This window comes from Agromyces sp. NPDC029043 (assembly GCF_055564615.1).
The window spans coordinates 1-7216 of record NZ_JBVHVX010000042.1 but is presented as its reverse complement, the minus strand read 5'-3'; the positions used below and the strand labels follow the sequence as shown (position 1 = coordinate 7216).

10 protein-coding genes are annotated in these 7216 nt (G+C 65.3%); 4 read left to right on the top strand and 6 right to left on the bottom strand.

What is annotated here, in order from left to right:
• Window positions 1–884 precede the first annotated feature (884 nt).
• Complete coding sequence (locus ACZ4TW_RS23625; protein WP_465546915.1) at window positions 885–1352, top strand: thermonuclease family protein; 468 nt, start codon at window positions 885–887, stop codon at window positions 1350–1352.
• Between the two features lie 14 nt (window positions 1353–1366).
• Here the strand turns inward: ACZ4TW_RS23625 and ACZ4TW_RS23620 are convergent, their stop codons facing one another.
• Both ACZ4TW_RS23620 and ACZ4TW_RS23615 read right to left on the bottom strand, forming a co-directional pair.
• A complete protein-coding gene (locus tag ACZ4TW_RS23620; RefSeq protein WP_465546913.1) occupies window positions 1367–1786 on the bottom strand; it encodes a helix-turn-helix domain-containing protein in 420 nt (139 codons plus the stop codon).
• 301 nt (window positions 1787–2087) lie between these two features.
• Window positions 2088–2819, bottom strand: coding sequence for a hypothetical protein (locus ACZ4TW_RS23615; RefSeq protein ID WP_465546911.1), 732 nt, complete (start codon window positions 2817–2819; stop codon window positions 2088–2090).
• Window positions 2820–3050: 231 nt separating this feature from the next.
• Here ACZ4TW_RS23615 and ACZ4TW_RS23610 point away from each other — a divergent pair, with 231 nt between their 5' ends.
• Both ACZ4TW_RS23610 and ACZ4TW_RS23605 read left to right on the top strand, forming a co-directional pair.
• Window positions 3051–3422 carry a hypothetical protein gene (locus ACZ4TW_RS23610; protein WP_465546909.1) on the top strand — a complete coding sequence of 124 codons (372 nt, stop codon included), beginning with the start codon at window positions 3051–3053 and terminating at the stop codon, window positions 3420–3422.
• A gap of 90 nt (window positions 3423–3512) precedes the next feature.
• On the top strand, window positions 3513–3734 hold the full coding sequence (locus ACZ4TW_RS23605) for a hypothetical protein (RefSeq protein ID WP_465546907.1): 222 nt from the start codon (window positions 3513–3515) through the stop codon (window positions 3732–3734).
• A gap of 41 nt (window positions 3735–3775) precedes the next feature.
• Here ACZ4TW_RS23605 and ACZ4TW_RS23600 read toward each other — a convergent pair whose 3' ends face one another.
• From ACZ4TW_RS23600 to ACZ4TW_RS23590, 3 genes are all read right to left on the bottom strand, one after another.
• Window positions 3776–4090, bottom strand: a complete 315-nt coding sequence (locus ACZ4TW_RS23600; RefSeq protein WP_465546919.1) for a pentapeptide repeat-containing protein — start codon at window positions 4088–4090, stop codon at window positions 3776–3778.
• Between the two features lie 478 nt (window positions 4091–4568).
• The gene (locus ACZ4TW_RS23595; RefSeq protein WP_465546905.1) at window positions 4569–5405 is read right to left on the bottom strand and encodes a F510_1955 family glycosylhydrolase; all 837 of its coding nucleotides are present in this window, start codon (window positions 5403–5405) and stop codon (window positions 4569–4571) included.
• A gap of 135 nt (window positions 5406–5540) precedes the next feature.
• Window positions 5541–5858, bottom strand: coding sequence for a hypothetical protein (locus ACZ4TW_RS23590; protein WP_465546903.1), 318 nt, complete (start codon window positions 5856–5858; stop codon window positions 5541–5543).
• Between the two features lie 235 nt (window positions 5859–6093).
• Between ACZ4TW_RS23590 and ACZ4TW_RS23585 the strand changes: the two genes are divergently transcribed.
• The gene (locus ACZ4TW_RS23585) at window positions 6094–7044 is read left to right on the top strand and encodes a M56 family metallopeptidase (protein WP_465546898.1); all 951 of its coding nucleotides are present in this window, start codon (window positions 6094–6096) and stop codon (window positions 7042–7044) included.
• 28 nt (window positions 7045–7072) lie between these two features.
• Here ACZ4TW_RS23585 and ACZ4TW_RS23580 read toward each other — a convergent pair.
• Window positions 7073–7216, bottom strand: a 144-nt coding sequence (locus tag ACZ4TW_RS23580) for a DUF305 domain-containing protein (protein ID WP_465546917.1), incomplete at its 5' end; no start/stop codon positions are given.

Sequence of the window (7216 nt, the reverse complement as noted above, 5' to 3'; positions counted from 1 at the left end):
GCGGTTCCTGCTGCAACCGCCCGCGCCGCCACATACCGACGTCGACGTCTTCACCGCCGCCGACCGTGCCGCCTGGGAGGACACCCCGCTGCGTGGGGGGGGGGGGGGGGGGGGGGGGGGGGGGCGCGCCCCCCCCCCCCCCCCCCGCGGTCCTGGCCACCCCACCGCCGGGCGACAAGACGACACAAGGTCAGTGGCTCCCACGGCCCGGCAGACGAGGTGATTGTGCGGGAGCAACGCAAACCACGGAAGGGCCCGGTGTCGCGGCAGCACTCGCAGTTGTTCTGCTCGTTGTGTCGGTGATGGTGGATAGGATTCGGGCAGGCCTGTGCGGGTGGTTGCCGTCACCGGGTGGGCCAGGTAGGTGAACCCGACAAGTGGAAGTGGAGGTGGCTGTTTTGCCGTTCAGTCACAGATCATGTTCTGGTGGTTTCGTTTTCGAGGTCTCGGCGTGAGGGCGGTATCGGATCGTGTACGTGTGTGCGGGCCTGATGCGCCGGGAGTGACGAGCGCTCGTGGTTTGCTGCGGCGGATCGTGTGCAGTCTGGCTGACGCGGGCGCGGCCGCGGGTGTGTCGGCCTCGACAGCGGGCGAGCTGCGCGACGCGGCGCGGTGGACGAATGGTGCTGATCCGCGCTTCTGGGGAGGGGTCGAGGGTCTGCCGGAGGATGAGGTTGGAGATCTCATCGCGGCGTCATTGATGTCGACGTGTACCGACCTTGGTGACTGTGAGGTCGCACTGTATGTGCGGTCCGCACGGGATCGGATGGCGAGGTTTGTCGCCGAATGCCGAGCTGGTCGTGTGGAGTAGGCGTATCGCCGCGCTGGCGTTTGTGGTGGCTGTCGGGTCGTCGTTGGCCGGGTGCCGTCCTGTGCCGTCGACGATGCCCGCCGCGCAGAGCGGCCAAGAGTTGGTCCGGCCTGCGGATGCGGACGGGCCGTTGGTGGTGGTTCATGTGTCCGACGGCGACACGGTAACGGTTCGTCGGGACCATCAGCTGGTGTCGGTGCGTCTGATCGGCGTGGATACGCCGGAGACCAAACGGCCGGATACAGCGGTGCAGTGTTTTGGGCCCGAAGCGAGCAGATTCACGACGTCGATAGCGCAGGGTCGCCAGGTGTGGTTGGAGCGAGACTCTGTGGCCGGCACTACGGATCGCTACGGGCGTGAGTTGGCGTATGTGTGGATCGACGGCCGTGTGTTACTCAACGAAGCGCTGATTACACAAGGGTTCGGCCGCGAATATGCCTACCGCAACCAAAACTATGCGTACCGCAACGCTTTTCGTGACGCCGAGATGTCGGCGCAGGCTACCGGCGCGGGGTTGTGGGGGGCGTGTGCCGGCGGTTAGTTAGTTCCCGCTACTCAATCGATGAGCTCCTGGGGGAAACGCAGACGAAGGTGGGGGAGAGAAGCGGCGACCCGGCCCAGCGCGGTGCGGTGCCACGACGCCGGCTCCTCGAGGTCGGGCAGTGCGGCCTCGAACTGCGCTTCGTTGGTGTAGATGGTGGCCCAGGCGTACCCGTCGGCGTCACGTTCGCCGGACTCGAGGGCGTTGATGGTCTCGGTGACGAAGACCGTGGTACGCGCGTCGAGTTGACGGATGTCTTCGACGACGCCAACGGGGATGATGGTGGAGCCGTTCTCCCAGCGCCGCACGGTCCGCTCGGTGACTCCGAGTTTCCAGGCGAGCCAGTCTCCACTCACGCCGAGTCGCTCGCGGGTGACGCGGAACTCGGCGGCGGTCATCGGTGGTGGGCCGGCAGCGGGTATGGGGGCGGGCATGGTGGTTCCTCTCGTGCGCGCGCTGCAACGGCGGGTCGTGGCGGCGGGTCGTGTGCGCGGCCTGGTGAGCGTCGGCGCGGTGACAGTCTGCATGGTGTGCCCCTTCGGGTTTCGGTCTGGGCCTGGTGCCCTGACTCCTCCCCCTTACCGTATGTCATGCTTCATGACATCGCAATAGCTGTTGGCGGGGGAGGGTCGTGGGTACACTCTGTGCAGGCCTGTTCCGGTGGTTGCCGTCACCGGGTGGGCCAGGTAGGTGAAACCAACAACTGGAAATGGAGGTGGCTGTTTTGCCGTTCAGTCACATCACCCCCGAGGGGTCCGACGTTCGTCGACCCCGTTGGCCGCGAGTAGCGGCCGTCATCTTTGGTACCGGCGCTCTTGCCGTCGGTGTGGCCGCAGGAGCTGCGTGGGCCGATCCTGAGCAGCCTTCTCCGGCGCCGTCTTCTGAATCATCCAGTCCGTCAACGGATTCCGTGACGCCAACGTCGTGGCAGGTGACCGATGCAGTGTCGGTGTCGTCGACGCCGACTGTTACCGAAACCTCAACGCCGACTGTTACGGAGACGACGACGCCGACTATTACGGTGACCGAAACCGCTCCGACGGTTACAGTCACGCAGACTGCGCCACCGGTGACGGTGACCGAAACTGCGCCGGCGGTGACCTCGACGGTCGCCGTGACCCCGTAGTGGTCGGCGATGGGCGTCTTCGAGTCGCTTGAAGCGCGTGAGGCGGACGACCCGGACGGTTTGATTGCCGGGGTGTCGGCGCGTCGCCTGTTGACCACGGCGCGGCGCTGTCGCCGGGTGACGACCAGGCACGGCATGTCGGACGAGGCCGCGATTGCGGCTGCGATCTGGGCCGAATTGCCTGCTCCGCCGTCTCCGCTGTGTGTGAGTGCGGCGCTTGGTCGGCTGCGTTCGGAGTTCGAGGAGGCTGCGTCGAGCAGGTCGAGCAGCTTGTCGACCTCGGTGACGGTAAAGCCTCTGTCGAGCAGCTTCTGAGTCAGTTCTGCGAGCGGTCCGCGCAATCACCGAGATGCACTTCCCTTGGCCGCTGAGCTGGTGGAGGTGCAGTGAGGTGAAGTCCTCCCGTGGTGAAGCGCCTGTGGAGGCGGGGACGGTGTCGGAGATTACGTCCTACCCACTGAGGGTGGGATCACGAAAAGAGAAGGGACAACGTCAGTGAACACACTTGAGAGGGGAATGCTGTGAAGATGTGGGGTCGTGGATCACGGGTCGCCGGGGTCGCGGTGGTGTTGGTGGCCGCCGGTGCTGTCGCTTCGTCGACAGGGGTCGGCGGAGCGCAGGCCGGTGGGTTCGCCAAGTACGAGTGTGGTGGCGGTGGTGTGTGCATCAGTGTGGTCTTCAATAGTTGGAATCCTTCGGCGCATGATGTGCAGCAGATCGACACGTATATGAAGGAGGGCCTGCCCGGTGCGCGGGTACGCACCGGGTACTACGAGGTGTTCGGGCCGAACGGGACGATCGCGAAGTCGGACACGCGGTCGTGGGGTCCTGGTGACAACTGGAAGGCGTCGGGCTTCCAGGATGGCGGCGACGGCGATCTGTGGTGCGTCCGCTTCTTCGAGGGGGCTGCTGAGATCGCTGAGACACCCTGTGTAACAGGGTGATCGAACGGTCGATGCCGCTTCGTGGTGAGGTCTTTTTCGGACCTCACCACGAAGGCTCGATCGAGGGGCATTTCGTGAGAGAGGATTGTCGTGGGGCTGGGTAGCAGAGTGGTGCCGGCGCGGGAGTTGTCTCCCTATGACGTGCTCGTCGACGGCCTGGTGCCGGCGGTCGTGGCGGGTGTGTCGCGTGACGGTGGCCAGGTCGTCGTGACCGTGAGGACTCTCGATGTTGAGCTCGACGACGACGAGTTCGATTTCCGAGACGACGCCGCACATCTGCGCATCGTCTCCGCCACGAAATTCGTTCCCTAAAGGAAAAGGGGCTCGAATCGACGCTGTACGAACATGTTTCGTCAATCGATTGAGTCGTTGAGGATCTGAGGCAACCAATCACCCGCTAACAGGACGTTAGCCGGTCGAAGCCGAGGATATCGGCTCCAACTAAACGAGACCGGCCCCGACGTGAGGATACTGGACAAGTCCACGAGCTCACTACGGAATTTCGCGTCGCGGAACGACGTCTGGTCGCCGTGGAACTGCGCGTCGCGGAACGACGTCAGCTTGCCGTGGAACTGCGCGTCGCGGAACGACGTCAGCTTGCCGTGGAACTGCGCGTCGCGGAACGACGTCAGCTTGCCGTGGAACTGCGCGTCGCGGAACGACGTCAGCTTGCCGTGGAACTGCGCGTAGTCGAGATCGTGATGGGTGCTGACGGGTCGGGACCGGCGGCCTGAATCATGGAGTGATTATCGCGGCTGGCGACCGCTCAGGATTACATTGACCGGACAGGACGGTGGATCTAGGCGTTGCGGCTTGCCTGTCGGAAACGGGCGGCGAGTTCGTCAAGGGCTCTGATCGCGCTGGGATAGACGTCGAACACCTCAGCGGCGAGCCGCGGGTCCTCGTCCTCAACCCGGTGCATGTCGCGGCGGAGCTCGGTGATCCAGTCCTCGTTTATGTTATGTCATCACTGCAGCTACCAGGACAGCCGATTGGCGGGGCCTTCGATGGCCGTCCCCGCCCAAGGCGATCTGACAGAGGGGGGGTGCCCGGGCGACCTAGGCGGTTCTCGCGAGGAGTGGGCGAGATCTAAACGCTCTTCCGGATCTCAGTCGCCTCCTTCCTTCGTTGCTCCCCACGAGTCCGTTAGCTGAGCGTGTATAGCGATTGCCCGTTTGCGGCGTATGCAGTTTCGGCGTCTCTGGCGACCAGCGCGGTGACACTGCTGATGGTGCTGCGTTGTTCCCAGTGTGTGCCGTCTGGGCTGCGCCAGACGGTGTTGGCGGTGTCAATGCCCCAGAGCGTGCCATCGGGTGCGGCCGCCAGGAGGGCTAGGGCCGGCGCATCGGGGACGGTTGTGAAGGTCTGGGCGTCGTCGGTGCTGTGTTGCAGCCCTGCGGGGGTGGTCGCCCAGACGCCGTGGTCGGTGATCGTGAGTGCTGCTGCGGCCAGGGACGCGCCGGTGGTCCAGCTTGTCCCGTCGTCGGTCGATACGAGCAGGCGGTTGATTCCGTCGAAGCCTACGAGTAGTTGTCCGTTGGTGGCGAGCGCGTGGAAGTCGATTTGGCCGGCCACCGATCTCGGTGTCCATGTCTGCCCGCCATCTTCGCTGGCGACGAGTCCCAGCGGGTTGGGTGCCGAGCTCCGCGGGCTGGGATGGCCGGAGGCGAAGAGCCGGTCAGAGCCGGGTACCCCGGTCAGTCCCATGAAGTCGTCGTCGGAGGCGCCGACCCGGCTGGTGGTTCCGTCTGCGGTGAGGGCGACTACGCCGGTGTGAGTTCCGGCGAGGATGGTGCCGTCGGCGCGGATGTGTAGGGCGTGGAGGTGGTCGAGTTCTGGGGTCAGTGTTGCGACTATCTCTGGTGAGGTTGCCGGCGGGGGTGGGGATGTGGGTTGTTCCTGGGTGGCACAACCGCTCAGCACAGTCAGCGTGGCGATGACTACGACCGCAACAGTGCGGATGGACAGGCTCGAGACAGGCAAGCGGCTAGGACTTTCGTGTGGATAGGGCCGTGTTCGGTGGTGGCGGCGCTGGATGGTGTGCTCGGTGTGGCGGCGAGACCGGGATCGAGGGTCGGTAGAGAGCCACCCTGGCCCTCTGGGGCGTCGTGGTCGTGGTCACGACTTCTGGATGGGGATGGAAGCCTGCGAAGGTTGTTGGCCGCAATGTCTTTGGAGGACGAGGGAGGCAAGGACGGTACCGAGGTGGTGACGCGCCCCGGCGAGGTCGCCGATCGCAGCGAGGTGGCGGACGAGACCGATGTGTGCGGCGAGGTGGCGGCGTCGGTTCGAGGTGACGCTGAGGTGATGGGCGCGGTGGAAGAACTGGTGGGCCGAGTATGGCGTGGGTGCCCGGTAGACGTCTCGCATGGCATGCAGATACTGACGACGGTGGTCGTCGGGGGGCGAGTGCGTCTCCTTCGGGTTCTCGGTCACGGCGCATTCCTCGGACTGGTACGCGCAGGCTGGGTCAACCCGCGTCATCTAACTACTATAAAACCTAGTAATTGGCGGCGCGGTGGGTGCTGGAGTTGCGGCGTCACGGACGAACTTCTGGGGCATACTGGCTGGTGGTGCAGGTGGTGGGTCGCCGGGAAGGTGTGTTGAGTGTGGGTCTCAGCGAGCTGACGGCGGGGCGTCGAGGATCGAGGCGAACGATGGGTGAGCATCCATGAGTGCAGCGGTGGTGTTAGTTGTTGCCGCGGGTGTGCTGGGCTGGTTGTGGCCTCGATGGATGGTTCGGGTGCAGGGCCGTATCGATGCTCGTTGGGTGTTGGTGGCCTGGCCGGCCGCGCAGGTCGTGTTTGCGTTGTTGTGGGTGGGAGCTGTTGTGACGCTGGCGGTTCCCGGTCATTTCGGCATCCATTCGTTGTCTGAGGTGGTGTCGTGTCTGCGGGTGTTGTCACACGGCGCATCCCCGCGGGTGGAAGCGATCTCTGGTGGCGTGCTGGCGGTGGTGACCGTGGCAGCGATTGTCCGAGCGGTGACGATCGCGGTGCGATCGGCGGTGCGGATGCGTGGTGCTCGTGAGGAGTATCTTCAGTCGTTGCGGTTGGTGGGCGCCCGCAGTGAGCGCTATCCCGATGTGTGGTGGCTCGCCGACGGGCGGCCGATGGCGTTTTGTCTGCCGGGCAAGGATGCCGGCATTGCCGCCACGACCGGGTTGCAGGCGGCGTTGTCCGGTGAGGAACTCGATGCCGTCGTTGCTCATGAGCGCGCACACCGGCGGCAACGTCATCACACCGTGGTGTTGGCGGCCCGCGCTCTCGGGCGTGCGTTCCCGCTGATTCCGTTGTTCAGCCGCGCGGGCCGTGAGGTCGCCGGCTTGGTCGAGCAAGCCGCCGATGCCCGCGCGGCCCAGCTGGTGGGTGCGCGGGCGGTCTGCTCGGCGTTGGGAACGTTGGCCCGTTCGGGACCTGTAGCGGGCCCGGTGGGTGTGTTGTCGATCAGCGATTCGTCGTCGGTGGGGCCTCGGTTGAGCCGCTTGGACTCCGGTCACCGGTGCCGGTCGCGACGTCATCATGTGGGTGCCGCCGCGGCGGTGGCTGGTGTGGTGGCGGTGCCGACCACGCTAGCGGCATCCGGTGTCGTCTCGGCGATGGTGATCGCGATGTGTGTGTAGCCGAGGCAAACCCGGGCGGGTCCGACCGCTAGGGGTTGTTGAGAAGCTGCTGCATCCTCGCAATTTCGCTCTCCTGATCAGTGACGATCTGGCGTGCCAGCGCGATCGCCTCGGGCGATTGGCCGTCTTGAATCTCGGTCTTGGCCATGGCGATGGCGCCGCGGTGGTGTTC

Coding starts and splice junctions, on each gene's coding strand:
- ACZ4TW_RS23620 (WP_465546913.1), bottom strand. CDS start 1,786: ATGCCCGCCCCCATACCCGCTGCCGGCCCACCACCGATGACCGCCGCC.
- ACZ4TW_RS23625 (WP_465546915.1), top strand. CDS start 885: ATGCCCGCCGCGCAGAGCGGCCAAGAGTTGGTCCGGCCTGCGGATGCG.
- ACZ4TW_RS23585 (WP_465546898.1), top strand. CDS start 6,094: ATGAGTGCAGCGGTGGTGTTAGTTGTTGCCGCGGGTGTGCTGGGCTGG.